The sequence below is a fragment of the Hymenobacter sp. H14-R3 genome, from assembly GCF_030063445.1.
Classification (GTDB): Bacteria; Bacteroidota; Bacteroidia; order Cytophagales; family Hymenobacteraceae; genus Hymenobacter.
Genome location: NZ_JASITD010000006.1, coordinates 157427 through 182107 on the forward strand (window position 1 = coordinate 157427; position 24681 = coordinate 182107).

General features: G+C 63.6%; 16 protein-coding genes. 5 read left to right on the top strand and 11 right to left on the bottom strand.

The features are described from left to right. Positions 1–11: 11 nt before the first annotated feature. Positions 12–1643 (top strand): 3-(methylthio)propionyl-CoA ligase, encoded by a 1632-nt coding sequence (locus tag QMK33_RS08105; protein ID WP_283564068.1) that lies wholly within the window; start codon positions 12–14, stop codon positions 1641–1643. Between the two features lie 16 nt (positions 1644–1659). Beyond that, positions 1660–2361 (top strand): GDSL-type esterase/lipase family protein, encoded by a 702-nt coding sequence (locus QMK33_RS08110; protein ID WP_283564069.1) that lies wholly within the window; start codon positions 1660–1662, stop codon positions 2359–2361. 79 nt (positions 2362–2440) lie between these two features. Here QMK33_RS08110 and QMK33_RS08115 read toward each other — a convergent pair whose 3' ends face one another. From QMK33_RS08115 to QMK33_RS08125, 3 genes are all read right to left on the bottom strand, one after another. Then, entirely contained in the window at positions 2441–5482 is a 3042-nt protein-coding gene (locus QMK33_RS08115) for a glycosyltransferase family 117 protein (protein WP_283564070.1), read from the bottom strand. A 258-nt stretch (positions 5483–5740) separates the two neighbouring features. Beyond that, positions 5741–6382 carry a T9SS type A sorting domain-containing protein gene (locus tag QMK33_RS08120; protein ID WP_283564071.1) on the bottom strand — a complete coding sequence of 214 codons (642 nt, stop codon included), beginning with the start codon at positions 6380–6382 and terminating at the stop codon, positions 5741–5743. 369 nt (positions 6383–6751) lie between these two features. Then, positions 6752–12259 carry an alpha-2-macroglobulin family protein gene (locus QMK33_RS08125; RefSeq protein ID WP_283564072.1) on the bottom strand — a complete coding sequence of 1836 codons (5508 nt, stop codon included), beginning with the start codon at positions 12257–12259 and terminating at the stop codon, positions 6752–6754. Positions 12260–12464: 205 nt separating this feature from the next. Here QMK33_RS08125 and QMK33_RS08130 point away from each other — a divergent pair, with 205 nt between their 5' ends. The 3 genes from QMK33_RS08130 (at position 12465) to QMK33_RS08140 (ending at position 16664) form a co-directional block, all read left to right on the top strand. Next, positions 12465–13373 (top strand): LysR family transcriptional regulator, encoded by a 909-nt coding sequence (locus QMK33_RS08130; protein WP_283564073.1) that lies wholly within the window; start codon positions 12465–12467, stop codon positions 13371–13373. A 65-nt stretch (positions 13374–13438) separates the two neighbouring features. Then, entirely contained in the window at positions 13439–14644 is a 1206-nt protein-coding gene (locus tag QMK33_RS08135; protein WP_283564074.1) for a threonine synthase, read from the top strand. A 130-nt stretch (positions 14645–14774) separates the two neighbouring features. After that, entirely contained in the window at positions 14775–16664 is a 1890-nt protein-coding gene (locus QMK33_RS08140) for a polysaccharide deacetylase family protein (RefSeq protein WP_283564075.1), read from the top strand. Between the two features lie 13 nt (positions 16665–16677). Here the strand turns inward: QMK33_RS08140 and QMK33_RS08145 are convergent, their stop codons facing one another. The 8 genes from QMK33_RS08145 to QMK33_RS08180 all read right to left on the bottom strand — a co-directional run bounded on the left by QMK33_RS08145 (position 16678) and on the right by QMK33_RS08180 (position 24628). Beyond that, positions 16678–17724 (bottom strand): alkane 1-monooxygenase, encoded by a 1047-nt coding sequence (locus tag QMK33_RS08145; protein ID WP_283564076.1) that lies wholly within the window; start codon positions 17722–17724, stop codon positions 16678–16680. A gap of 398 nt (positions 17725–18122) precedes the next feature. Next, on the bottom strand, positions 18123–19343 hold the full coding sequence (locus QMK33_RS08150) for a tetratricopeptide repeat protein (protein WP_283564077.1): 1221 nt from the start codon (positions 19341–19343) through the stop codon (positions 18123–18125). A gap of 34 nt (positions 19344–19377) precedes the next feature. Continuing rightward, positions 19378–20430, bottom strand: coding sequence for a tetratricopeptide repeat protein (locus QMK33_RS08155; protein ID WP_283564078.1), 1053 nt, complete (start codon positions 20428–20430; stop codon positions 19378–19380). A gap of 5 nt (positions 20431–20435) precedes the next feature. Further along, positions 20436–21797 (bottom strand): ATP-binding protein, encoded by a 1362-nt coding sequence (locus tag QMK33_RS08160; protein ID WP_283564079.1) that lies wholly within the window; start codon positions 21795–21797, stop codon positions 20436–20438. Positions 21798–21854: 57 nt separating this feature from the next. After that, on the bottom strand, positions 21855–22121 hold the full coding sequence (locus QMK33_RS08165; RefSeq protein WP_283564080.1) for a DUF167 domain-containing protein: 267 nt from the start codon (positions 22119–22121) through the stop codon (positions 21855–21857). A 144-nt stretch (positions 22122–22265) separates the two neighbouring features. Beyond that, on the bottom strand, positions 22266–23015 hold the full coding sequence (locus QMK33_RS08170; protein ID WP_283564081.1) for an endonuclease III domain-containing protein: 750 nt from the start codon (positions 23013–23015) through the stop codon (positions 22266–22268). 69 nt (positions 23016–23084) lie between these two features. Continuing rightward, positions 23085–24074 (bottom strand): hypothetical protein, encoded by a 990-nt coding sequence (locus QMK33_RS08175; RefSeq protein ID WP_283564082.1) that lies wholly within the window; start codon positions 24072–24074, stop codon positions 23085–23087. A 143-nt stretch (positions 24075–24217) separates the two neighbouring features. Then, complete coding sequence (locus QMK33_RS08180; RefSeq protein ID WP_283564083.1) at positions 24218–24628, bottom strand: response regulator; 411 nt, start codon at positions 24626–24628, stop codon at positions 24218–24220. Positions 24629–24681 lie beyond the last annotated feature (53 nt).

Sequence of the window (24681 nt, forward strand, 5' to 3'; positions counted from 1 at the left end):
TTGCCCCGTTTATGCTCGGACTCATGATGCAAACGCCCCTGCGCATAGCGGGGCTGCTCGAACACGCTGCCCGCTGGCACGGTACCACCGAAATTGTGTCGCGCCTGCCCGAAGGTGGCCCCCTGCACCGCTATACCTACGCCGCCGCCCACCGGCGCGCCAAGCAGCTGGCCAACGCCCTCACCCGCCTGGGCATTGCGGAGGGCGACCGCGTGGGCACCCTGGCCTGGAATACGCATCGGCATTTTGAGCTGTATTACGGCATCTCGGGTATTGCAGCGGTGTGCCACACCATCAACCCGCGGCTGTTTTTTGAGCAGCTGGTTTACATCATTAACCACGCGCAGGACCGGCTGCTGTTCTTTGATTTGACGTTTCTACCGCTCGTCGATAAGCTGGCGCCGCACTGCCCTTCGGTAGAGAAATGGATATTGATGGCCGGCCCCGAGTACCTGCCCGCCGACTCGGCCCTGCCCGGCCTGGCCAGCTACGAAGGCTTATTAGCGGCTGAAAGTGTTGATTTTGAGTGGCCTACGTTTGACGAAAACACGGCTTCCTCGCTCTGCTACACCTCCGGCACCACCGACGAGCCCAAGGGCGTGCTCTACTCGCACCGCTCCACGCTGCTGCACGCCTACGCCGCCTCGCTGCCCGATTGCTTCAACTGCGGCGCGCGCGATACTATTTTGCCCGTGGTGCCCATGTTCCACGTCAATGCCTGGGGCGTGCCCTACCTGGCGGCGCTCAACGGCTGCAAGCTGGTGCTGCCCGGCCCGGCCCTGGACGCGGCCAGCCTCTTTGAGCTATTTGAGAATGAAGGCGTTACGTTTTCGGCCGGGGTGCCCACCATCTGGTTTGGGCTGCTCACCTACATGCGCGAGGGCGCGCGCCGGTTCAGCACGCTGCGCAAGATGATAGTGGGCGGCGCGTCGTGCCCGCCGGCGCTGCTGCGCGCCTTCGATGAGGAGCTGGGCGTGGAAATCCGCCACGCCTGGGGCATGTCCGAAACCTCGCCGCTGGGTACCGTAAGTACCCTCAAGGCCTCGCAGCTGGAGCTGCCCGAGGAGGCGCAGTTCTTTTTGAAAATCAAGCAGGGCCGCCTTATTTTCGGCATCGACATGGAGATTGTGGACGGTGAGGGCCAGCCGCTGCCCCACGATGGCGTGGCCTTTGGCGACCTGCTGGTGCGCGGGCCATTCGTGGTGAGCGACTACTTTGGCGCGCCCGGCGCCAGCCAGCTCACGGCGGGCGGCTGGTTTCGCACCGGCGACGTGGGTACCATCGACCCCGAAGGATTCCTGCACATCACCGACCGCTCGAAGGACGTGATAAAATCGGGCGGCGAGTGGATTTCCAGCATCGACCTCGAAAACCTGGCCATCGCCCACCCCGGCATCGCCGAGGCGGCTGTTATCGGCGTGCCCCACCCCAAGTGGAGCGAGCGCCCCCTGCTGATAGCCGTGCGCAAGCCTGGCCACGAGGTGACGGGCGAGGAGCTGCTGAAGTTCCTGGATGGCAAAATCGCCCCCTGGTGGCGGCCCGACGCCGTGGAGTTTGTGGCCCAGCTGCCGCACACTGCCACCGGCAAACTTCTTAAAACGCAGCTACGCAAAGATTTTGCGGACTACGAGCTAAAAGCTTAATAAAGTTGTAGATACAATGAAAAAAGTGTTAGTTGTGCTATTGGCGCTGGGTGGCTACGCCGTGCCCGCCGCCGCCCAGGCCCCCGCCGCCGACCGTGACGGCCTGACGCGCTACGCGGCCGCCAACCAGGCGCTGCCCGCCCCGCAGCCCGGCCGGCCGCGCGTAGTGCTGCTTGGCAACTCCATCACCGATGCTTGGCCTCGGGCCGATTCGGCCTTTTTTGCCAGCAAGCGCTACGAGTACGTGGGGCGCGGCATTGGGGGGCAAACGTCGCCGCAGCTGCTGGTGCGCTTCCGGCAAGATGTGCTTGACCTGCACCCCGTGGCGGTGGCCATCCTGGCGGGCATCAACGACATTGCCGAAAACACCGGACCCTACGACCCGCAAGCCACGCTCAACAACGTGAAGTCGATGACCGAGCTGGCGCAGGCCAGTGGCATCCGGGTCATTCTGTGCTCGGTGCTGCCCGCCTACGACTTTCCCTGGCGCAAAGGCCTGATGCCCGCACCTAAGGTGCTGGCACTGAACCAACTGCTGAAAGCTTACGCCGCCCAGCGGCACGCCACCTACCTCGACTACCACTCGGCCATGGCCGACAGCCGCCAGGGCCTGCCGCCCGCCCTCGCCAAAGACGAGGTGCACCCCACCCTGGCCGGCTACCGCATTATGGGCCCGCTGCTGGAGCAGGCCGTGGCCACGGCGCTGAATAAGAAGTAGGTAGAGTGTCAATTCATTAGCCCACAAAAAAGGCCCCGCCGACAGCAAGTCGGCGGGGCCTTTTTTGTGGGTTGGCTACCTACTGCGCGCCTTGCCGCAGGTAGGGCTCCAGCACGTCGTAGGCCTTTTTGGCGCGGGCTTCGTCCTTCACCTGGGCGGCGGCCTGGTACACGCTTTGCAGCATGTAGAGGTACTGGCGCTGGCTGTCGTCGAAGAGGGCGGCGTCGTGGGTGTTGTAGTAGCTCAAGGTGTTGAGGCTGCGGGCGGTGAGCTTGTCGAGAATGGCGTTGGCCTTCTCCTTCTCGCCCACGGCGTAGAGCACCGGCACCAGCTGCGGGGTGTAGAAGTCGAAGGGCACCGCGTTATCGGGCATCACGGCTAAGCACTTGTTAGCCACTTCTTTGGCTTTAGCCAGGTCGCCATCAGCGAGGTAGGCGTTGGCGAGGCGGGCAAACTTATCGCGGTAGTTGGCCGGGAAGCGCAGGTTGTTCTCGTCGTAGAATACGCTGGCGTTGTCGAGGCCGCGGTACTGAAATTTGTTCATCAGCACGTCGTAGCAAATAGACTTCTCCACGTAGCCTTCGTCGCCGCGCGGGGCGTAGTTGGGGTCGCGCAGCGGCAGTAGGCGGTAGGCCATGCCCTCCAACTGGAAGTAAGGCTGCAGGTTCATGTAGTCGCTGGGGGCCACCGTAGAGCTGAAGTAGATGGGCCGCTTCCAGTTGTTGGTGGCAATCATGTCCAGAATCACCAGGTTTTTCTTCTCGATGGCGCGCTTGCCCATGCTCCAGTCGAGGCGGCTCACGAGCTGGCCCTTTCGGTCTTTAGGAATGATACCCAGTGCCTTAACCGCCGCCGTGTCCACGTTCAGGAAAAACTTGGGCGTGGGGAAGGTCATGGTCGAGTAGGTACCTTCGGTGTATTTGAGCAGGGGGCTGCCCTGGCCCACGAGGCTGATAAACTGCTTGAGGTCGAGGCTATCGACCGAGGGGTTGGGCGAGAAGGGCAGCATGTCGTTGTTGCCCTGCGCATAGGTGGCGTCGCTCATCGTAACCGGCAGTGGGTCAGACTTATACGAGCGGCGCTTCATCTGCTGAATGTACCAGTCGGTGTTCAGGTACGAGAGGACGGCCACGCGCACGTCGGTGCGCACGCCCTCCACTTCCTGCATGTACCAGAGCGGGAAGGTGTCGTTGTCGCCGTTGGTGAACAGGATGGCGTTGGGGGCGCAGCTGTTGAGCAGGTTACGGGCCGAATCGGCCGAGTTGTAACGGCCCGAGCGGTTGTGGTCGTCCCAGCCCTGGGCTAGCAGAATGCCGGGCGAAATCAGCCCGAGCAGCACGGCCACGCTGGCGCGCAGGTTTTCGGCCTTGAGGGCGGCGGCCAGCGCCTGGCCCACGCCAATCACGCCGAGGCCAATCCAGATGGCGAAGGCAAACGTGGCCCCCGTGAAGGTGTAGTCGCGCTCGCGGGGCTCGATGGGCGGCTGGTTGAGGTACACCACAATGGCGATGCCCGTGAATAGGAACAGCAGGCCCACTACCAAGGCATCGTGCCCGCGCTTGCGAATCTGCACAAATAAGCCTATCAGCCCCAGAATGAGCGGGATAGCGAAGAAGTTGTTGTGCGCAAAGCTGCCGCCGATGCGCTCGGGCAGCACCGAAGTGCTGGGGCTGAGGGGCCCGATAACGCCCGCCTGCTGCACATCAGACTCGCGCCCGATGTAGTTCCAACCGAAGTAGCGCCAGAACATGTGCCCAATCTGGTACTTGAACAGGAAGCCCCAGTTGTCGGCGGCCGACAGCGGGTAGTATACCTCCTGGCCGGTTTGCGGGTCTTGGTAGCTGCGAATATCAACCCCCCACTTCTTATACTCTTGAATATGATTGGGTTCGGGGCTGTAAATGCGGGGCAGCAAAACCTTGTCTTTGGCGGCGTATGAGTACTCCGGCTGCCCGGGTATCTCCTTATACTTGCCATTTACCCGGGTGTAGCGCGGGGTGCCGTCGGTAGTAATGGGCCGGCCGCTGTCATCGCGGGCCACGTCGGCGTTGAACTGTGGGCCGTAGAGCAGGGGCCGCGAGCCGTACTGCTCGCGCTTGAGGTAGCTCACGAAGCTTAGCACATCCTCGGGGTTGTTCTCGTTGATGGTGGGGTGAAACGACGAGCGAATCGGCACAATCAGGTAGGTCGAGTAGCCGATGAGGATGAACACGAAGCACAGCATGCCCGTGTTCAGCAACTGGCTGCGGCGCTGGTACGAGAGCCGGAAGCCCGCGTAAATCAAGCCCACAAACAGGAGCAGGAAAATAACCAAGCCCGAATCGAAGGGCAGGCCAATATTATTGATGAAGAACACCTCGAAGCCGCCGGCTAGCGTAGGCAAGCCCGGAATGATGCCCACCAGCACCGAGCCCACGATAACGAGGCTGATAACCAGCGTAATAATGCCGCCCACCACGCTCGGGTTGGCCGAGCGGCGGTAGTAGTAAATGAAGGCCAGCGCCGGCAGCGCCAGCAGGTTCAGCAAGTGCACGCCGATGCTGAGGCCAATAACGTAGGCAATGAGAATGAGCCACTTATCGGAATCGGCCTCGCTGGCGTGCTCCTCCCATTTCAGCATAATCCAGACTACAGCGGCGGTGCAGAGGGCCGACATGGCATACACCTCACCTTCTTCGGCGTTGAACCAGAACGAGTCGGAGAACGCGAACGAGAGCGCGCCGACCACGCCCGCGCCCAGAATGAGCAGCGTTTGGTAGCCGGTGGGCTCGGGCGTTTCGGTTTCAAACTCGCTCCGCGCCAGCAGCAGCTTACGCGCCAGCCGCGTGATTATCCAGAACAGGAATAGCACCGTGAACGAGCTACTCAGGGCCGAGAGCGCATTGACCAGCACGGCCACCTTGGTTACATCGCCGAAGCTGAGCATCGACATTAGGCGGCCCAGAATAAGAAAGGTGGGCGCGCCCGGCGGGTGCGGCACCAGCAGCTTGTAGGAGCAGGCAATGAACTCGCCGCAGTCCCAGAACGAGGCGGTGGGCTCTAGCGTGAGCAGAAAGACGGCGGTAGCGATGGCAAACACCACCCAGCCGACCAGGTTATTCAACCGTTGAAATGAACGCATACGGGGCAAAAAAGGCCGGTCGCCACTGCTAAAAGCAAGCGCCGCCGGACCAGCGGGAAATTCCGGAATAACTAAAGCCTTGCCACTTGGCAAGAATCCCCCAAAAGTAGGCATTAACCTACTAGGGGTTGCAGGGACAAGGGAGCAATTAAAAATTCTGAATTAAAAAGTAGAAATGGGTGGAGAGGCATATGCACCAGTTGGTGACACACGCTCCCTCCACCCATTTCTACTTTTAATTCAGAATTTTTAATTTTCCTACAGCAGCGTCAAGCGGTTGGTGCTCACGGCTTTGTCATTTACCAATAGCGAGCAGAAGTACAGGCCGGCCGGCAGGCCCGTCACGTCTAGGGGCAGGCCGGTGGCGGCGGCGGCCAGCGGCAGGGGCAGCAGGCGTACCTCGCGGCCGAGCACGTTGCTCAAGCGCAGCTTATAATCGGGCCCGTGCTGGGCCGAGAGCTGCACCGTGAGTAATCCACGCGCAGGGTTGGGAAACACGCTCAGCGAAGGCGCGCCCGTCTGGGTGGGCGCCGGCAGAGTAGCCGCCAGCGCCGCGTGCAGGCTGGGAGCCGTGAACGTAGCCGGGCTGGCTGGCGCAAGGAAAGCCGCCATGCCCGGAATCGGGCTACCGGGCGTCCAGGTGGCGAGCGGGTTGTCGAGGCCCGTGGGGCGCGCGCCGCGGGCCCACACCAGGCGGGCCGTAGTGTGGGCGATAGTAGCCACCTGGGAGGGCAACTGCTGCGGCGCGGTCACCACAGCCGGCACGGCCCCCAGGTGCGCGCCGTAGGTGGCGGCAAAAGTGGGTAGCAGCGCCAGCGCCGTGAGTGCCAAAGACAAAAAAGTAGTAGCTAAGCGCATGGGTACGAAGGAAGTAGCGTGGAAGAACCAGGGCTGGTTCAAAAGTAACGAGTTACCAGTGAATTACTACTGAACAAGCACCGTGCCGGGCCCTTAAGTTTCCAAAAGCCTTGCTTAATCGACCAGCCCCGCCCTTTGCTCGATCGGCAGGCAAGCGCCCGCCAAGGCCGCCTGCCCGCGCAGTCAAGACGACCAGTTGGCCCAAAAGGCTGCATTGGTGCTGGTTTTTTGTTGTCGCTGCGTGGTGAAGTGCTGTTTTGAAGGGTATTGCTGGTTTAATCTGCTTGTTGCGCTGTTGCTACCGCTTTGGGTGCGGCATGCTGCCGAGTTGGCAAGGAAAGTGGTTTGCTTGGGCAGCGCCGCCAATGTTTTATGACAGAAAGGCCTGCGTCCACGCTACCGCGCATACGGCTACCGCACGCGCACCGTGCCAGCTCCGTTATAAGAATGATATTCAGCATTATACATGGCATCGGCGCTCACGGGGCCTAGCTTGAAGGTGCCCTTGCTCACGGCCCGCACCAGGTAGTAGAACACCTTGGGCTTGGTGGTGACGGTGGTGAAGATGTTGAGGCGGTCGTCGCGCACGTCGAGGTAGTCGGGCTGGTCGGCGTTGGCCACGAAGGCGATTTCGCGGGTCACGCCCAGGCGCGGGTTCTCGATTTCGAGGCCGGCGGGCAGCAGGTCGGTGATGGCCACGTTCTTGACCTCGCCGGCCGCGTCGGCGGCCTGAATGGTGAGCTTCACCACTACCAAATCGTTCTGCCGGATGCCGGCCGCGCCCACCGGCTGCCCGGTGCGGGTCAAAAACTGGCGGCGCACTTTCAGGTAGCTGTCTTCCTCGCGCACCTGGCCGCCGGCCGAAATGCCCTCGGCCTCCCAGAAGTAGTAGAGCGTGCCCGCACCGCTGGCTTTTATAGTCAGCTTGCGGTTGGTTACGTTGTTCACGGTGAGGTCTTTGCCATCGAACTTGCCGATTTCCTTGCCATCGGCAAACAGCGTGGCGACGGCCGTGCTGGCCAGGCTCTTGCGGGCAATTTTGCCCAGCGCCAGCAGGCCGAAGGCGCGCTCCTGGGTGTTGAGGTAGGGGGCGGTTTTCATCTGGCGGCTCAGCTGCCGGGCTATGCTGGCTACCTGCGGGTTGGTGGGGTCGGCTTCCAGCAAGGCATTGAGGGCCAGGGCTTCATCGCGAATGGGCGAGGAGAACGAGCCGCCCAGCTCGCGGCTCGATTTCTCGGCCGTGAACTGCGTGGGCAGCACCTCGCGGAAGGCCCGCTGCTGCCCGCCCAGCGCAAAGGTGCTGGCCAGCAGGAAGCGCGCATCGGGCGTGAGCAGCGGCCGGTTGGCCTTGTAGTAGTTGAGGGCCACGGCATCCTGGCGGCCGGCCAGGGCCAGCACGTAGAGCGAGTAGGTGATTTCGCGCTTGGCGATGATGCGCTGGCGGGCCAGCCCATCGACCGTGAAGTACTGGTAGGCTTCCGTTTCGCGCTTCTTGAGGCGCAACTGCAAGTAGCTCAGTACTTTGTTCAAGGTGCTTTGGTTCACGGCGAAGCCGGCCTGCTTGGCCTCGATGAGGAAGTGGGCGGCGTAGGCGGTGGCCCACCAGTTGTCGTAGTCGCCGCCCGGCCAGTAGCTGAGGCTGCCGTTGTAGAGCTGCATACTCTCTATTTTGCGGATGGCCTCCTGCACGTTGTAGTTGGGGTTGTAGCGCTGGGCCTTGCGGCCGGTGCCTGTTTTCTGGGCCAGCGTGGTCGCCAAATCGCCGAAATACAGCTGCGGGAACGCGGCCGATACGGTTTGCTCCAGGCAGCCGTAGGGGTAGTCGAGCAGGTAGCTCAGGTCCTTGGCAAACTGCGTGAGCGGCGAGCGGCTCAGCACCAGCTTACTATGCTGCGAGCTCGGCAGGAAGTCGGTGCGCAGGTTAAGCGTGGCGGGCGCGCTGGCCGTAGCCTCGCCGCTGCCCGTGCGCATTTCCAGCGGCGAAGCTGGGCGAATGGGGATTTCGATGGTTTCGGAGAAAGTCTCAGTCGTGCCTTTTACTCCAGTAACAACAACCTTCACTGTCCCGTTGCCGACTCCTTTCGCGCTAACGTGAAAAAGTTGGCGATACTCTGCTCCAGGACGTAGTGGCACAATCCATTCTTCGGGTATATATCGTATTCCGTGTGGTCCAACAACCTCAGGTTCTGCTGAAACAAGAGGGCCGCTAAGCTGCTTGACGACCTTGGCAAAAATCTGATTCTTGGTCGTATTCGTCAGTGTCACCGGCACGTCAATCGTGTCGCCGGGACTCATAAACCGCGGCAACGCCGTGCTAATCACCACCGGGTCAGCCACTTTCATCGTCTGCTCGGCGTTGCCGAAGGCGTCGTCTTTGTAGGCCACAGCCATCACGCGCAGTGCGCCGCTGAACTGCGGCACCCGGATTTTATAGCGCACCAGCCCCGAGGCGTCGGCGGTGAGTAGGCCGCTCCACATGGCCACCAGTTTCACGCGGCGGCTGGGCACGGGCGAAGTGCGCTTGGCCATATCGGCCGCGTCGCCGCCGCTGCTGCTGCTACCCAGCTCGGGCAGCAGGAAGGGGTAAATGTCGAAGGCCGATACTTCGAGGGCCCGCTTCTGGTAGAAGTAGCCGTAGGGGTCGGGCGTCTGGTAGTTTTTGCGCTGCAAAATGCCTTCATCCACCACGGCCAGCGTTACCTGGGCGCGGGGCGCCGTGCGCACCTCAATGGTCTGGAAGGTTTGCGAGCGGCTTTTGGCGGCCACGGTCAGGGCCACGGGCAGGTGGGTGCTGGGCTTCTCTACGATGAGCGGCACGAAGCCGCGCGCCACTGTGAGGGGCAGCGAGTTATCGGTAATAGGCCGGATGGCGGTGGCCGTGATATACACGTTGGGCGCGTAGCCGGGGCGGATGGGCACGCGCACCTTGGCCGATTTCTGGTCGGTATCGACGTAGAAATGCTCGAACACCCGGTTGCGCTCCACCGTGATGAGCACCCGGCCGGGGAAGGGCGTTTTGAGCAGCAGCTGGGCCGTTTCGCCGGGCTCGTATTTGGGCTTGTCGGCCTCAATGGTTACCTCGCCTTCGTTGTTGACCTCGAACGAGTTACCAGCCGTGTCGCCGTTGCCGTAGGCGTAGAAGTGGGCCGCCACGTAGGTGCCCGCGCCGGGCCGCGACAACCGGATTTCGTACTCGCCCGAATACGTGGGCGTGAACGTGAGCGCGCTATTGGCGTCCACCATAACTCCCTGGTTTTGCAGCACTTGCTCGCGCTTCTGCGAGTTGTACACCAGGCGCCCGCCCTGGCGCTCCAGCACGGTTTCCCAGAGCAGGCGCACTACCTGCACCTGCGCCTCGGCCTGCACGGGCCGGCCGGCCGGCGTGAGGGCCGCCAGCTTCACCGATAATTCCTGGCGTGTGCTCACCAGGTCGCTCACCTGCTCGATGCCAAACATCACGGCCTGCGTCTGCACCTCGAAGGTGGCCAGGCGGTTCACGGGCCGGCCCGTTTCGTCAAAAATCGTGGCGAAGGCCACGCCTTCCAGCGTGCCCAGGTCGCGCACGTCGGGTAGGGTATAGTCGGCGGTGCCGCGCCCGGTGGCGTCGGTTTCGCCCTGGCGCACCTCCTTCTGGAAGCGCTCGGCAATACCCGATATCATGGAGGCGCTGCGCCCCGTGCCGCTGCGCAGCGAAAACGAGTAACCGTCGTATTTCGGGGCCGAAAAGGTCTTTTCCTTCAGCGAAAACTCCACCTCAAACTTGCGCCCCACGGCCGGCGGCCCAAACAGGTTCTGGGCCTGCACGGTGGCCGCCACGGTCTGGCCGGCGCGCAGCACGGCGGGCGCGGCGGCCACGCTCACCTTCAGCCGGTCGGGAATAAACTCCTCCACACTCACCTGCTTGGAGGTCAGCAGCACGTCGTTACCAGTCAATACTTCCAGCGAATACAGGCCCGTCATCACGGTGGCGGGCAGAATAAAGCGCGACGCGACCACGCCGGTGGCGCTCAGCTTCTCGCCCAGGCTGGCGTATTCCTTGCCGGTGGGCAGCAGCAGGCGCACCTTCACGGGCAGGCCGGCGGCGGGGGTGCGCCAATCGTCGGTGCGCACCACCACATTGGTATGAATGGTGTCGCCGGGCCGGTACAAATCGCGGTCGCCGTAGAGAAACGCCTGGTAATGAGCGGCGTTGCTAGTGAGGCCGCCCACCTCGAAGCGCGAGGTTTCGACCCGGCTCTTGGGCAGGCTGATAAAGGTGAAATCGCTGCCCTGGGTGGCCGTCACCATGCCCAGCTTGAGGCGGCTACCGGCCACGCTGTCGTAGCGGGCCACGCCCTGGCCGTTGGTGGTGGCGGTGCCCATCACCTGGTTGCTGGTGCTGATGAAGCGCACCGTGGCCCCGCCCACCGGCCGCGCCGTACGCAGGGAGTTCAGAAACACAACAGCCTCGCCACTAGCGTTTTGGCGCGCAATCATGCCGAGGTCGGTAAAGGTCACCAGCTTCTCTTCGCGCAGCCAGAGGTGCTCGGTATCCTGCACCCGTATCACGTACAGGCCCTTGAGCGGGGCGCTGAATTCCAGGTCTTTGAGGTTGAAATTGAGCAGGTGCATCCCGTTTTGCTTCACCAGGCCGGCCGTGGCGTAGGTGCGGGTGAAGAGCACGTCGCCCCGGTTTTCGAGCTCGTAGTACTGGTAGCTGTGGTCCACGTATTCGCCATCTTCCCCGCCGCCCTCGTCGCCTTCCTCCCCGCCGCCGCCATCGGAGCCGTACTGCTTGTCGCCGCGCAGCACATCCTGAATGTTGCTGGCGTAAATCTTGGCCACCGTCACCTGCACATTAGCCACCTCATTGAGGCGCAGGCCGAGGTTACGGCTGCCCATCGCATTCAAATACAAGGCTTTATCGGAGCTGGCAAAGCTGATACTCGGCTCGCTGTTGCCGAAGCTCACGCTCTGGTTAAAGCTCTCCGTGAGCTGCCCGCCCAGCGCGCCGCGCAGACCCGGCGTAATTTTTATCTGGTAATCCTTGCCCACCTCAAAGCCGCCGCGCAGCAACAGGCCGCTTTCCAGCGCTTCAATCTCGAACGGCACCGACGGCGACACGCTCAGCAGCGGCTGAATATCGGCCACCGACACCGGCTGGTTGGTGAGGATGGTGACCGCGGCCTGGCCGTTGAGCACCTGGCCGGTGAGCTCGCGCACTTGCAGGGTTTGCTGGTCGGGCACCTCGGCCTCGGCTTGCAGCGGGCCGGCGGTGGGCTGGCTGCCGGCCACGGCTTGCAGGCCGCCGCCAATCTCGAAGTGCAGCGGCTGGTTGACATCCACTTCCTGCGTGATGGTGAGGGCCAGCGTGCGGCCTGGCTCGGCGGTGGTGAGGGTGAAGGCGACCGGCCGGCCGCCCTGGCTCAGCTGCAAAAGCGGGCGCAGGTCGGCGGGCCGCACGGCGTAATTAAACAGCACGTTGGCCCGCAGCTCGGCCCCGCCCGCCCGGCGGCTGCGCCCATAAAATACCTGCGCAGCCTTGAGCTCCAGAAACGGCGTGTGAAACTTGCTGCGGCTCAGCGTCAGCTTTTGCTTGCCCGAGGGCAGCGTGGCGCTGCGCAAATTGGCCGAAAACGCCGTGCTGGGCCGAAACGGCTCCAGGGGCGAAAATACCAGCTCGCGCCCGTCGTTCATCCACTTAAACTTGCCCTTGATAGCGGGCTCAAACTGCACGTAGCGCGTAGTATCCCAGCGGTTTACCTGGCTGGCGTTTACCACGGGCTCGTCGAAGCTGAACACCAGGTTCTGGTACGGGTCAATCTCCTCACCGGCCGCCTGGGCCTGAGCATCGGCCTGCGTTTGCGCGTCTTTTTTAGAGCAGGAAAACGTGGCGAGTAAGGCCAGCAGTAGAAGCGGTAACAGGCGGCGTTGGCGCATAGCAGAGGAGTAGGTGAGCGGTGCGTGAAAGGTAGGGCATTGGTAGCTAAAAAGCAGAACTGCTAGCGTTTAAAGAACGTCATGCTGAACGCAGTGAAGCATCTCGCTCGCGCCGCTGGGTTGGTAAGCCAGTGGCGCGGTAGAGATGCTTCACTGCGTTCAGCATGACGTTCTTTACAGTGCTCATTGATGCCGAGTCCCTGCCATGCTTTCCCACCCGCACGAAGTGTTCCTAGAAGTGGCTCAGCGCCTGAGCTTTACCAAAGCCGGGCAGGCGCTGTTCATTAGCCAGTCGGCCGTGAGCAAGCAGGTAAAGGCCCTGGAGGAGCACTACCAAACCGGCCTCTTCGAGCGGCTGGGCGGCAGCGTGCAACTCACGCCGGCCGGCCAGAAGCTGTACCAGAAGCTCTTGCAGGCCAAGCAGTTGCAGCAAGAGCTTCAGCAGGAGATGAGCGAGCTGAGCCCGGCCTTTGCCCCGGCCGTGCACTTGCTGCTGGGGGCCAGCACCACCATTTCGCTCTACGTGCTGCCGGCCGTGGTGGCGGCCTACCTGCGCCAGCACCCGCAGCACCAGCTCAGCCTCAAAAACCGCAACAGCGACAACATCCTGCGGGCGCTGCTCGACCACGAAATCGAGCTAGGCATCATCGAAGGCATTCACAAAGTCAGCAACGTTACCTATACGCCGCTGCTCACCGACGAGGTGGTGGCCGTGTGCGCCGCCGACAACCCACTGGCCGGCCGCGAGCTGGTAGTCAGCGACTTGCTCAGCATTCCGCTGGCCCTGCGCGAGGTGGGCTCCGGCACGCTCGCCGTGCTGGAAGAAGCGCTGGCCAAACACCAGCTGCGGCTGGCTGCCCTGCCGGTGCGGGTACGCATGGGCGGCACCGAGGCCCTCAAAAATTTCGTGCGCGTGGAGGCCACCTGCCTGGCTTTTTTGCCCCGACAGGCGGTGGTGAAAGAGCTGGCCAGCGGCGAGCTGGCGGCCGTAAAAATCAAGGACTTGTTTTTAGAAAGGAAATTCAATTTCATTCAGCGTAAGGGCACCGAGAACAACGGGCCGTACCGCGATTTCCTGCGCTTCACCCAGCGCTACTATTCCGCTAAGGAATAGGCTATGCGAAAACACCATTTCGCGCAGGCATAGCAACCGGTTGGCGCCCGCCAGACCTTTGCTGCATGAACCAAGTAGCCACGTCCTCCCAATCGCGGGTCAATGCCCTGCACTGCGCCAAATGCGGCGCGGCCTACTCGCCCTTTCAGCTGCAGGCGGTGTCATCGTGCTGCCAGCAGCCCCTGGTGGCCCACTACAGCCTGCGCCAGCCGCTCAGCCGCGAGGAAGGTATCGACCTGGCCGACAACTCGATGTGGCGCTACGGCGCGCTGCTGCCCTTGCTCGATGAGGCCAACAAAGTGACCCTGGGCGAAGGCATGACGCCCCTGCTCAAGCTGCCGCGCCTGGCGGGCCACTATGGGTTCGACGCGCTTTTCATCAAAGACGAAGGCACGAACCCCACCGGTTCGTTCAAGGCGCGGGGCCTGAGCATGGCCATTTCCAAAGCCAAAGAGCTGGGCGTGACGGGCTGCATCATCCCCACGGCCGGCAACGCGGGTGTGGCCATGGCCGCCTACTGCGCCCGCGGCGGCCTGGCCGCCACCGTGGTTATGCCGCGCCACACGCCCGAGGCCTTCAAGGAAGAATGCTATTGGTATGGTGCTCAGGTAGAGCTGGTTGACGGCCTCATTAACGACTGCGCGGCCCGCGTGCGCCAACTCAACGCCGGCGGCAAGCTGCTCGATATCTCGACCCTTAAGGAGCCCTACCGCCTCGAAGGTAAGAAAACGATGGGCTACGAAATAGCCGAGCAAATGGGCTGGCAGCTGCCCGACGTGCTGTTGTACCCCGCCGGCGGCGGCACCGGCCTCATCGGCATCTGGAAGGCGTTTCAGGAGATGAAATCCCTCGGCTGGCTGGCTCCCGAAACTAAGCTGCCCCGCATGGTGGCCGTGCAGGCCGAAAACTGCTGCCCGCTGCTCGAAACCTACCTCGGCCGCCAGCCCAACTGCCACGCCTACACCGGTCGCCCCTCCCTGGCCAATGGCCTGGCCGTGCCCCGCCCCTTAGGTGAACCCTTGATGCTAAACGTATTACGCGAATCAAACGGCACCGTAGTAGCCATCAGCGAGGAAGACATGCTGGAGGGAATGCGCCACCTGGGCCGCCACGAGGGCATGTTCGTAGCCCCCGAGGGCGCGGCCGTTTGGATGGCCGCCCGCCAGCTATTAGCCAGCGGCTGGCTGCACGCCGACGAGCGCATTCTGCTCCTCAACACCGGCAACAGCCAAAAATACATGAGCAACGTGGCCGGCCGCGCCTGGGCCTAGCACAGTAGCGCGAAGCTTTCGCTTCGTGCGCGAGCGCAGCGAGCATCGTTGTTCGCGCCGTGCGGTGCCGCCTGCTCGCTGTGCTCGCGCACGAAGCGGAAGCTTCGCGCTACTGCCCGACCTTTGCGGCATGCGCATTCTGCACGTATTGTCCGCCAACTTCTTCGCTGGCTCGGTAGCCTACGCCGTTGCCCTGGCCGAGGCTCACCACCGCGCCGGCCACCAAGTATGGCTGGCCTCCGACGCGGCGGCCCTGCCCACGGTGGCCGCCCAGGTGCAGCTGCCTATCAGCCAGCGTAAGTACGGCCAGCGGCTGCGCAATATCAGGGCGCTGCGCCAACTGGTGAAAACGTACAATATTGACGTGGTGCACGCCCATTCGCGGGCCGCCAGCTGGGTAAGCTACTTCGCTTTAAAGGGCCTGAAAGTGCCGTTGGTGAGCACTGCGCACGGCCGCCAGCACCTGCACGCATCTACTTCATTATTTGATGTTTATGGGCAAAAGGTAATTGCTATCTGCGAAAACCTGGCGCAGCACCTGCGCGAAGAAGTGAAGATGTCCCCCACCAAAATAGTGGTGGTACCCAATGGCATAGCGTTTGAGAAAGAGGAATTAAAAATTAAAAAGGAAGAATTAAAAATAAATAACGCTGAGCACGCCAAGGCGCCAACAGCCGTTTTTACTTCTCTCCGCGTGGCCTTTATCGGCCGCTTCAACGGGCCTAAGGGCGAGCGGGCGGCGGCCCTGCTGCAACACGTGTTTCCGGCGCTGCTGCAAGAGTTTGCGCAGTTGCGCGTTGCCCTCATCGGCGGCGAATTGGAGCAGCTGCCCGCCGCCGGCAAAGCGGTCCTGGTGCAGCTGCAAAGCCAGTATGGCGAGCGGGTTGAAGTAGTAGGCTTTACGGATGACGTGACCGGCTGGCTGCGTAAAATCGACCTCGTTATCGGGGCCGGGCGGGTGGTGATGGAAGCCCTGGGCGAGGGCCGCGCCGCGCTGGCGCTGGGCGAGGCCCTCTACGCCGGCCCCGTCACGCTGGCCAACTACGCCGAGGCGGCGGCCTCCAACTTTGGCGATATTCTGTCCCGGCTGCAACCCGGGGCGGGCTTTGACCCCGCCCTGTTACTGGCCAATGCGCAGGCCTTTCTGCGGCAGCCCTACCGAATAGCCCCCGCCTTGCAGCAGCGCGTGCGCCACGACTACGACCTGGTCCGCGTGGCGGCGCGTGTGCTGGCTGTGTACGAGTCGGCGCGCATGGCGCTGGCCGTGCCCGACTTCATGCCGGTGCTCATGTACCACAAAATCCCGGATGCGGCCATCGCCACCAAGCACCAGATATTCGTCACGAAGGAGCATTTTACCAAGCACCTGGCGTATTTCAAAAGCCACGCTATCAGCCCGATAACCTTCCAGGATTACCAGGATTTTGCCAGTGGCCGCCGGCCGCTGGCCGAGTTTCCGCGCCGGCCCATCGTGCTCACCTTCGATGATGGCTACCTCGATAACTACACCAACCTGCTGCCGCTGATGCAGCAGTACGGCTACCGGGGCGTCATGTATTTGCTCGGCGATTTTGAGGTGCGCTACAACCAGTGGGACCTCGCCACCGACCCCACCGAGCCCCGCGCCGAGCTAATGGATACCGCTCAGAAACAAGCATTTGTGGCGGCCGGCTGGGAAATCGGGGCGCACACCCAAACCCACGCCCACCTCACCCAGCTGCCCCCCGCCGAAGCCGCCGCCGAAATCGCCGCCAGCAAAGCCGCCCTGGAGCAGCGCCTAGGCACCGAAATCAGCTCCTTCGCCTATCCCTACGGCGACCTCGATGCCACCACCAAGGCGCTGGTGGCCGAAGCTGGTTTCCGCTTCGCCGTGGCCACCGACACGGGCGGCCTGCATCTGGAAGACGACCGGATGCAGATTTTCCGCATCAACATATTTCCGCACGAAACGGCCAGCAGCCTGTTCAAAAAAACGTCCTCCTGGTACCGGCGCTACTACCGCTGGAAGCGCAAGAAGTAGCCCGCCTGCCGCGCTACCCCACCTGCGGTACGCGCCGGTTCATCACCCGAAACCAGAGCGGCGGAATGGTGGCCAGCAGCATCATGCCGGGGTAGCCGGTGGGCATTTGGGGGCTGGTCGGGTGGAAGCGCAGCGTTTGGTAGGGCCGGGCGGCCTGGTAGTGGTGGTCGGAGTGGCGCGTGAGCTCATAGAGCACAATGCGGCCCAGCAGGTGCTCCGAGTTCCAGGAGTGGTGGGGCTGCACGCGCTCGTAGAGGCCCTCGGCGGTGCGGCGGCGCTGTAAGCCGTAGTGTTCCACGTAGTTAACCAGCTGTAATATTACTACGCCCACTACGGCCGCGCCCAGCCAGGCCAGCAGAGCCGCTAGCCCAAACAGGCTCAGGACCAAACCCATTGCCACCGCCTGCGCCAGCAGAAAGCCCAGCAACTGGTTGCGGCCCGACCACACCCGCCGCCCGGCGCGGCGCAGGCGGGTGGCCTCCAGCTGCCCGGCCGAGCGATATTCGCCGGCCAGGACGCGGGGCAGAAAGGCCCAGAAAGGCTCGTGCAGGCGCGAGGTGGCGGGGTCGAGGGGCGTGGCCACGTGGCGGTGGTGCCCCCGGTTGTGGGCAATGAAAAAATGCAGGTATAAGCAGCTCAGCAGCAGCACCAACGCCAGGCGCTGCTCAGCGGGGCGGCTACGGTGGCCCAGCTCGTGCGCCACGTTAATACCCAGCGCCGCCAGGCAAATGCCCATCGTCACGATGGCCCCGGCCGTGGCCGCCGGCCCAAAAGACCCGCTGTGCACGCGTAGCAAAAAGTACCCCAGCAGCGCCAACAGCAGCGGCACATTGAGGTACAGCAGCCCGTCGAAAAAAAGGGAGCGGCGGCCCTTGGGGTCGGCTGGCGCATGGGCGCGGGGCGGCGCGGGGCGCACCAGCCACTCCAGAAGCGGCATCAGGCCGAAGGTGCAGGCCGGCGCGGCCCACGCCCAAGCCCCGCCCAGGCGCAGGCCCAGGAAGGCAGTGGCGGGCAGCACGTAGGCCACTAGGTAGCGCAGGTCGCGGGCGGGCAGGAGCATAATTAGGAAGCTAGTAGCTTTTAGCTGCTGGCTGGTAGCTTTTATTCTGGTTAACAGGAGGTTGTGGGTAAGGCGATGGCAGGTTGATTCCGCTTGACTACTATTCGACAGGTACTGGGCGGGCTGCCGGGGTTGAGTCCGCTGTCCGCCCAACGCCGCCATTCGGCCATTGCCCCACCCTGGAAAGGATGATTGACTGGGCGAAATACGGTGAGTATTTTCGCATTACCTAATCTGTACAGCGCCCGCTAAAGTCCTTTTAGATATTTGTTAACTACTTGATAATAAATAGTATAACTAGTTAAAAAATCCCCGCTAAAGTCTGTCTCGGCAAACAATAAAGTGGGGGCGCTGGTAGCCTTGGCCCAGGAGTAACCAGGGCAGCGGCCGGCCACGCGCTAGCTCAGCGCAAACAACCAGGTGTACGCTACCGTGCCGTATAAAAACGTCATAAACAGCTGGTTATACAGCTGCCCGTCGCTGTCGAGCCCCAGCATAGCCAGGGCCACGCTCAGCGCGCCCACGGCCGCCAGCGCCCAGCCGGCCCAGCGCGAGTAGCGCTGCCGCTGGGGCTGCCCGGCCAGCCGCTCGGTGCCCACTAATGGAAACAGCAGCCCCAGCGCCACGAAAGCTAGCGTGCCCAGCCCCGGCACCGGCAGCAGCAGCATGCCCAGGCCGGCCGCCGCCGCCAGCCCCAGCAGGGCTAGAAAGTGCGTCGAGTGCAGCGTCTGGGCCGGGCTGAGGGCGTAGCGCCCGTAACGGTTCACGCGCAGCAGCGAGTTGAAGAGCGCGTCCTTAAACCAACTCAGGTAGGCAAAAACCAAGTACACGGGCAGCAGCACCGGCACGAAGTGCGCCACCGCGTAGGCCCCGATAAACAGCCCCAGCCGCAGCCGCGCACCCAGCGAACTCACCCAGTACATAAACCGCATAAACGTGCGGTACACCCAGTGCCGCGCCTTGAGCGCCTCCACCAGCCCCTGGCGGGCAAACTCGGAGGTGGGGTCGAGGCGCAGGGCTTCGCGGAAGTTTTCGAGGGCCTCGGCGGGGCGGTTGGTTTCGAGGGCCACCCAGCCGGCCTGGGCCTGCACGCTGCTGCTTTCGGCCCCGTGGCCCAGGGCGGCGCGGGCGGCGGCGCTGGCCGCGGCCCCGTGGCCCTGGCGGGCCAGGGTGCGGGCCTCCAGGCTGTGCAGGCCGGCGTGCTCACTGTCGAAGCTGAGGCCGGTGCGGGCGGCTTGCAGGGCGGCCGGCAGCTGGCCGCTTTGCAGGCGCAGCGAGCCCAGCAGGTGGTGGTAGTTGGCATCGGTGGGGTCGAGGGCCAGCGCCTGGTTGATGGCCGCCATCGCCTCCTTAAGCCGGTGCTGCCGGTGCTGCACCAGCGCCAGCGCATAAAAGGCAAAGTCGTACTCGGGGGCCAGGTGAATGGCCAGTTCGGCTTCCTGCTGCGCGGTGGGTAGCTGGGCTTCCTCATCGAGCAGGCACACGGCCAGCAGGGCGTGGGCCACCGGCTCGTGCGGGTCGCGGGTGAGGTGGCGGCGCAGCTCACTGGCCGCCTGGTCGGGGCGGCTCTGCTGCATCAGTAGCTGGGCGCGGGCCAGCCAGTCGGAAGAGTAATCCATAGAAACGGGTGGCCGGGGGCCACCGAGAGGTTTTTTAAGAATGCGAGTGCTTGTCAATCTGCTTTTTAAGGAAGAGAATGCTCAAGTAAAACAGCAGGCCGCCGGCTGCCAGGCCTAGCATCTGCGGCATACTCAACGGCTTGCTGGCATCAAACAGACCCACGTAATCGCCCAGAAATGCCAGCACCGGTACCACTATCACCAGCGCCAGCCACAGCTTCAGGCGCAGCTGCCACAACTGGGCGGGCGAAAGCCGGAACAAGGGGTCGTGCCGCGTGCGCCACCAGCCCCGCACCCAAAAGATAGGCAACATCACCAAGGTAGCCCCGCCCCGATAGCTGAGCACATGTTGCCCCTGCCACTCTTGCCGCAGCTGCTGCCGCCGGCCCACCAGCCAGCCGGGCCAGTGCTGCTCGCGCCGCGCCCGGCGCAGCAGGGGCACGAGGTCGGTACTGCGCGTGGGTGCCAGCCGGAGCGCCGCCGCCAGGTGCGCCTCCGCGGCGTGAAGCTCGCAACGCCGGAGCAACTGCTTGCCGCGCTGGGCGTGCGCCAGTGAGCTGTTGGGCGCGAGGCGCAACAGCTGCTGAAAAGCGTGGTCGGCCGCCGCTGGCTGGCTCAGCTGCTCTTGGGCCAAGGCGCGCCACAGCAGGCAGTCGGTGTGCCGGGCATCCAGGAAAAGCCCGCTGTCGGCAGTGGTAACCGTTTCGTCGGGCCGGTGCAATAGGTACTGTAGCTCCGCTAACAGCGCGTAGCTAGTGGCATTCATGGGGTTGAGCCGCAGGGATTCCTGAATGGCATCGACTGCGGGCCACAGCTGGCCCTGCTGCCCGTACACCCGCGCCAGCGCCGCAAAAAGGGCGGCCGACTGCGGGGCCTGCGCCACGCCCTGCCGGGCAGCGGTGAGGGCTTCGGGCAGGCGGCCGAGTTGCCGTAGCGCCTCGGTGCGGCCCCATAATGCCTGCACCGAGGTCGGGTTTTGGGCTAGCACTTGCGCCGCCTGGGCCAGCGCCAGGGCCGGCTGGTTCAGATTCAGTAATTGCCAGATGCGCCGCGCTGCCAGCAGCTCGGGAGCGGATGGTGCTTGCATGGCCCCTAGCTGCCCGGCTTTTTCACCCCCAAGTACACCAGAATATCATCGTACAGCCCGCCCTCGTTCGAGTACAGCGCGTAGTTGCGGGCCGTGGCAAACCACTCTTTGGTGCTGGCCTTCACCAGTTTGGTGGCGTCGAGCAGGTCGCTTTGCTCGATGGGCAGCGGGCGGCCGGCGCGCATGGAGAGGCGCAGGCGCGTGTCTACCGCGCCATCGACCACGGCCTTGAGGTCGGCCCCGCTGAGGCCGGCGGTGCGGGCGGCCACGGCGGCGGCTTTTACGCTGCTATCCAGGGGTTTGCCCTTCAGGAGGATGTCGATAATGCTGGCGCGGGCGGCCTCGTCGGGCGGGGTTACGAGCACGATTTTATCGAAGCGGCCGGGGCGGCGAAAGGCGGGGTCGAGGTGCCAGGGCGCGTTGGTGGCGGCCATCACCAGCACGCCCTCGTTGGAGGCCGATACGCCATCGAGTTCCTCCAAAAATTGGTTGATAACCGTGCGGCCCGCGCTCTGGCGCAGGTCGTGGCGGTTGGCGGCCAGGGCATCTACCTCGTCAAAAAAAAGCACGCACGGCGCTTGCGCCCGCGCCAGCTCAAAGAGCTGGTGCAGGTTTTTCTCGCTATTGCCCAGCCACATATCCAGGATTTCGGCAATGCCTACGCTCAGGAAGTTGGCCTGCACCTCGCCGGCCGTGGCGCGGGCCAGGTAGGTTTTGCCGCAGCCGGGTGGGCCATACAGCAGCAGCCCGCCGCCGCTGGCCTTGCCAAAGGCCTTGTACAAGTCGGGAAAGTGCAGCGGGTGAATGATTTTGAGCCGGATTTCCTCCTTCACCGCCTCCATGCCGCCCACGTCGGCAAAGGTGATTTTGGGCTTTTCGAGCCCGGCTCCCAGCGCGCTCGGCGGCAGCGTAGGGAAATCCGCGCCAGCATCGGTGGCGGGGCCGCTGGCGGGTACCCGGCGCGGGGCGCTGGCTTGCAGCTCCTGGCCCAGGGTGGCGTCGGCGAGGCTGGGGTCGAGGTGCAGGGCCTGGGCGTAGGCGTCGCGGGCGGCGTCGGGCTGCTGGGTGGCGGCCAGCAGGCGGGCGTGCAGCAGGTGCGCCGGCCCCAGAGTATCGTGTTGATTCAGAAGCTCTTCCACTACCACGAAGGCGGCCGAGGTCTTGCCCAGCGCGAAGTACGCATCGGCCAGGCCCAGCTGCAAGGCGGGGTCGGTGGGGTGGTAGCGCAGGCCCTCACGGTACAGGTCTTCGGCCTGCTGGTGCTGGCCGGCCTGGCGCAGCAGCCCGCCCAGGTGCTGGCGCAGCGGCAGGTTATCGGGCGAAAATTGCAGGGCGGCGAGCAGCGGTTGCAGCGTGGCGTCGGACATAAGGCGGCAGGGTCAAAAACGGACCTGCGAAAGTACGGCGGCGGGCTGCCCGGCGCGTCAGGCGCGGTAGCGGGCCAGCACGGCGGCCCCGGCCTCGTCACTCAGGCCGCTTATCTCCACCTTTTTAAAGGGCGCGGTATGGCCGCTCAGTAGCGTGACATCGCGCTTGGCCACGCCAAACACGTCGGCCAAAAAGGCCACTAGCACGGCGTTGGCTTGGCCGTTCTGCGGCGGCGCGGCCAGCCGCACGAACCAGCGCCCAGCGGGGCCGGGCAGCAACTGGTTGTGGCGCGCATTAGGCTTGGCCTGGAGGTGGAGAATCAAGGGGTAACGGGTAATGAGTAAAAGAACGTCATGCAGACCGCAGGGAAGCATCGCACATGGGGCAGTAACTCAATCGTTAGCTCCGCTAATCTTCCGTTCAACGACGCGCGCCAGATGCTTCCCTGCGGTCTGCATGACGTTCTTTTACTCATTACCCACTGCCAATTGCCCTACCGGGCATACGTCCAGCATCACGCACCTTCCGCAGGCGGGCGAGTGAAAAAAGCAGCATTTTTGCCCGTGAAACATGAGCGCTTCGTGGTGGTCGTACACCTGCTGGGCCGTCCACTCGGGCGGGAGCAGGGCGGCCAGCAGCGCGTGGGCCGGGCCTTCGCCCACCTTGGGGCCGATGAGTCCCAGGCGCTGGGCCACCCGGTGGTGGTGGCTATCGACGGGCATGGCGGGCAGCCGCAACGTGCTGAATAGCAGTGTAGCTGCGCTGGTTTTGGGCCCCACGCCCGTAATGCTTTCGAGCCAGGCGCGGGCCTCCGGAATGGGTCGGTCGGCTAGGAAGTCGAGCGAGCAGGGCGGCAGATTTTCGTCGCCGCAGCGGCGGCTTATTTCGAGTAGCACGGCTTGGATGCGGGGTGCCTTCTGCTCGGGCCAGGTGCAGGCGCTCAGGGCGCGCTGCACGTCGATGGTGGGGGCATCGCGCACGGCTTCCCAGGTGGGGAAAGTGGCGCGCAGCTGCTGGTAGGCGCGGTGCGAATCGGTGTTTTTGGTGCGGTGCGAAAGCAGGGCGCTTATCAATTCGCTCAGCGGGTCCTTGTCGCTGAAAAACGGAAATGGCGCGCCGTACGCGGCGCACAGCCGCTCGTGGGCCAGCAGGGCCAGCGCGCGGCGCGCCTCAAAAATAACGGAATCGACGGGCGCGGCCGGGCGGGAAGAAGGCATAAAAAAGCGTACTGCAAACTTGGGTCAGAGGTTCGCAGTACGCCCGTTTTAAGTGCCAATGGCGCTAGGTTACCTAGCCCCGCTATTGTAAAGCGCAATGGCCTGGCGCTGGGCCGAAGCCTGCTTGCCTTGCAGTACCAGCGGCACAATGAGCACCGGAATAGCCGCGTACAGCGCCGGCGAAATACCCGTGCTATTGGCCTGAAACGACTGGAGCGCCCCGTACACCAGTAGCGCGCCGCCCGCCACGTAGGCCGCAATCACGCCCTGCTGCGAGCGCCGGGCCTGGGCCAGCAGCGCCTGCGAGCCGGCATTGTCGGTAGTGGCCAAGGATAGGTTGCGGTTGTTGAGGCTTTGTACCGGGCCGTTGTCTTTGGAGAAATACTCCGTTTTGGTGGTGCGGTAGCCGCCGTAGGGCGAGCCACCAAACCCGCCGTAGCCAAAGCCGCCCATGCCCCCGTAGCCGTAGCCCGGCATGCCAAAGCCGCCCGGCGAGTAGCTGGTGTTGTAGGTGGCGTAGAGGCTGATGCGGCCCACCTTTTCACGGCGTAGCGTGGCCTCGCGCGACGAGTTTGGCAGCGTAGTGCGCACAAAGTGGCCGTTCTCGTTCTCATAAAAGCCCACCTCCGTCAGGTCCACGCGGCGCTGGCCGTCGAGCAGCAGGAAGTTGCGCCCAAATAGCGGCTGCTTCACCTCCACATCGTACACGTTGTAAACAGCCCCGCTTTTGAGGCCTACCTGGTAGCGCGTGGGGCGCGTAGAGCCGCCCATGATGTAGGGCCGGTTGAAGGGGCTTTCGCCAGGCTGCGGCGCGGTGGCCGGGGGCGCGGCCTCGGGTGCAGCCACCACCGGCGCGGGCCGGGCCGAATCGGGCGCGGCTACGGCAGCAGCGGGCACGGCCTCCAATTGCCGGGGCGTCGGGGCGGGCGCTACCTGGCGCGGGATAGGCGCGGGCGCGGTAGGAGCCCCGCCGAGCTGCCGCGGCGCATCCTGAGCCAGGGCCGGAAGCCCGGCGGCGCTCAGCCCCAGGCCCAGCACCGCAACAAACGGAAATTTCATGCAGGCAAATAAAAGCTACATCGGCCAACTGCGGCCGGTGAGCAGCTAACGACGCCCTGCCTCGCAAAAGTGCCCGCGCCGGGGCGAACTATTTTATTCGGCAAATGCACATGCTGCAAATATTATAAATAATTGAAAATAAGCTACTTAAGCAACTTTTCTAATAAGCTTAGACTATCGGCTAGGTCGTCGCCGCTGGCGAAGTCGAGGGGCTTTAAAATGTAACCACTCACGCCCAGCCGGGTGGCTTCGTCGCGGTCCAGGTCGAGGCCCGAGGTAGTGGTGATGAACACCGGAATGTGCGCCAGCGCGGGCGTGGCCCGCACCACTTCCAAAAACTCGAAACCGTTCATGCGCGGCATATTCAGGTCGAGCAAAATGACCTCGGGCAGCGGCTCCACGGCGAGCGTGCCATTGCGGCCCAGCAGCATATCCAGCGCCTCCTCGCCGTTGAAGGCCGTCAGCAACTCGTGCGGCACACTGAAGCGGCCAAAGGATTTCTGGGCCATCATGGTATCAAAAACGTCGTCTTCTACAAGTAATACGGAGCGCATAATTTTTTATGAATGGTTTTAGTACTAGTTAGTTGAGGGTGGCTGTCATTGCG

Excerpts from the sequence above, each read along its gene's own strand:
- QMK33_RS08105 (WP_283564068.1), top strand. The coding sequence starts at position 12 with ATGCTCGGACTCATGATGCAAACGCCCCTGCGCATAGCGGGGCTGCTC.
- QMK33_RS08110 (WP_283564069.1), top strand. The coding sequence starts at position 1,660 with ATGAAAAAAGTGTTAGTTGTGCTATTGGCGCTGGGTGGCTACGCCGTG.
- QMK33_RS08115 (WP_283564070.1), bottom strand. The coding sequence starts at position 5,482 with ATGCGTTCATTTCAACGGTTGAATAACCTGGTCGGCTGGGTGGTGTTT.
- QMK33_RS08125 (WP_283564072.1), bottom strand. The coding sequence starts at position 12,259 with ATGCGCCAACGCCGCCTGTTACCGCTTCTACTGCTGGCCTTACTCGCC.
- QMK33_RS08130 (WP_283564073.1), top strand. The coding sequence starts at position 12,465 with ATGCTTTCCCACCCGCACGAAGTGTTCCTAGAAGTGGCTCAGCGCCTG.
- QMK33_RS08135 (WP_283564074.1), top strand. The coding sequence starts at position 13,439 with ATGAACCAAGTAGCCACGTCCTCCCAATCGCGGGTCAATGCCCTGCAC.
- QMK33_RS08140 (WP_283564075.1), top strand. The coding sequence starts at position 14,775 with ATGCGCATTCTGCACGTATTGTCCGCCAACTTCTTCGCTGGCTCGGTA.
- QMK33_RS08145 (WP_283564076.1), bottom strand. The coding sequence starts at position 17,724 with ATGCTCCTGCCCGCCCGCGACCTGCGCTACCTAGTGGCCTACGTGCTG.
- QMK33_RS08150 (WP_283564077.1), bottom strand. The coding sequence starts at position 19,343 with ATGGATTACTCTTCCGACTGGCTGGCCCGCGCCCAGCTACTGATGCAG.
- QMK33_RS08155 (WP_283564078.1), bottom strand. The coding sequence starts at position 20,430 with ATGCAAGCACCATCCGCTCCCGAGCTGCTGGCAGCGCGGCGCATCTGG.
- QMK33_RS08160 (WP_283564079.1), bottom strand. The coding sequence starts at position 21,797 with ATGTCCGACGCCACGCTGCAACCGCTGCTCGCCGCCCTGCAATTTTCG.
- QMK33_RS08170 (WP_283564081.1), bottom strand. The coding sequence starts at position 23,015 with ATGCCTTCTTCCCGCCCGGCCGCGCCCGTCGATTCCGTTATTTTTGAG.
- QMK33_RS08175 (WP_283564082.1), bottom strand. The coding sequence starts at position 24,074 with ATGAAATTTCCGTTTGTTGCGGTGCTGGGCCTGGGGCTGAGCGCCGCC.
- QMK33_RS08180 (WP_283564083.1), bottom strand. The coding sequence starts at position 24,628 with ATGCGCTCCGTATTACTTGTAGAAGACGACGTTTTTGATACCATGATG.